The following is a 792-nucleotide window of genomic DNA, read 5'->3' on the forward strand; positions in this document are numbered from 1 at the left end:
GCGTTAGATTGGCTTACACCATTAGAGAAATTTGCTCAGCTTGTTGATTATCATAAGGCTTTTGAAACTGTCGCACCTCATGTTTGAATTCGCCGTGAATTAAATTAAAGGCAATAAAACCATTAAATCTGATTATATTCTATTGTTTAATTCATTTAAAGATCACTATAATATAACCAACACCCGACATTTAACTCATTCAAAAAATGAATTTAAAACTTGACTTCGCAATTTTGATTTCTATTTTATCTTTCTTATTTTACTTTACAGGAAGGGTTTTTTTAAATGGGTACCTATCACCTTTCAATTTAAACCCAAATTCATTTTTCGATATTCAAGACTATATCTATTACAGTGTACTTTACAATTTTGAAATAATTCTATGGGGGACATTTTTTACAATATTTCTTTCCTTTATAATTGCAAATAAGAAAATATTAAAATTAAAACAAATATTTGTAGAAAAAATAAAATACTTACTTAACTATCTAAACATGAGAATATATGAAGACTTTTCATTAGATATAAGTATTTTTATTATAAGTTTATTTTTTATTTTCATTCAAACCCATACACAAAACAATCTATGCTTATACCCGTTCACTATCACTTATATAATTTATGAGATATTGAATTTTAGTCTAATTTATCATGGTCCATCCAGCAAACACATTGCTATCATAAAAGAACTAGATGAAAAACTTGGCGAATTCAAACATGAGGTGCGACAGTTTGAAAAGTCTTATGATAATCAACAAGCTGAGCAAATTTCTCTAATGGTGTAAGCCAATC

The organism is Acinetobacter haemolyticus CIP 64.3 = MTCC 9819, from assembly GCF_000369065.1.
GTDB classification, from domain to species: Bacteria; Pseudomonadota; Gammaproteobacteria; order Pseudomonadales; family Moraxellaceae; genus Acinetobacter; species Acinetobacter haemolyticus.